General features: G+C 44.1%; 1 pseudogene. It reads right to left on the bottom strand.

Going from position 1 to position 304, the window contains the following annotated elements:
• A pseudogene (locus CVN76_RS02640) lies at positions 1-304 on the bottom strand (SDR family NAD(P)-dependent oxidoreductase); the annotation flags it as partial.

The following is a 304-nucleotide window of genomic DNA, read 5'->3' as shown; positions in this document are numbered from 1 at the left end:
TTCGTCCGAGAAGTTTCTCGAGATCATGGCTCTCGACCTCTAATGTGCCTTCACGAATGTCTTTTTGGATATCAACAAGCATAGGAAGAAGGAAATCCGGTACACCAGCGCCTTTCATTATATCCGTATAGGTAGCATCATCAACCTGTTGCACAGGTACTTCTTTACCTAATACAGAGCCCAGAGTGGAAGCAAGTTCTTCTTGAGTCATTAACTTTCCAGAAAGCTCGTAGATGGTGTTTTCGTGCCCTTTACCAGATAGGACCGCTGCTGCAGCTTCTGCATACCATCTACATTTTCTATT

It is taken from the genome of Bacillus sp. mrc49, from assembly GCF_002803435.1.
This window is presented reverse-complemented; position numbering and strand designations above follow the sequence as displayed.